Annotated in this window: 1 pseudogene; it reads left to right on the forward strand. The window is 39.6% G+C overall.

The annotated features are described in order from the left end of the window. Window positions 1–399, forward strand: a pseudogene (locus tag GRP75_RS28850) (MFS transporter); the annotation flags it as partial. Window positions 400–621: the final 222 nt, after the last annotated feature.

Below are 621 nucleotides of genomic sequence, written 5' to 3' on the forward strand. Positions count from 1 at the left end.
GGCATTACAACAACTTCAACTCTCGTACTCATTATTGTGCTTCATAGTTGCTTGATGATCGGCATTTCCATGATTATGATGCCAGCTCAGACAAACGGCCTAAACCAGCTCCCTATGGATCTATACCCAGACGGAACGGCCATTATGAGCACGCTCCAACAAGTTGCTGGTGCTATCGGTACAGCCGTAGCGGTAAGCATTCTCTCGAAAGGCATGGACAGCTATTTGAGCCAATCCAGTATGCCTGAATCCGTAAATGAAATGGCTAATGCCATGGCAATCGGATCACAAAATTCATTTTTCTTTGCGATGATCATCAGTGTGGTCGGTTTGATCCTTGCGTTTTTCATCCGCAGAGTTCATGTTGAACATGGCACTGCCAAAGCACCCATGCATTAATTTATAATTTTTTTGCCACTCCAAATTAAAAATATCTAAATATACTTAAAGGCTGCTAACCATCTCACTATTGGTTATGCAGCCTTTTTTCATATGAATTTACATACACACTCATCAATTACATATTTACAAAGCTCCTTCATTTGGTTACGATATGATTTATGAATTAAAGCGTAAAAATTACGATTACTATTAAGGAGGACTCTCTGTTGTTTAAGCGTT

The sequence above is a fragment of the Paenibacillus sp. OT2-17 genome (assembly GCF_009827695.1).
GTDB lineage: Bacteria > Bacillota > Bacilli > Paenibacillales > Paenibacillaceae > Paenibacillus > Paenibacillus polymyxa_B.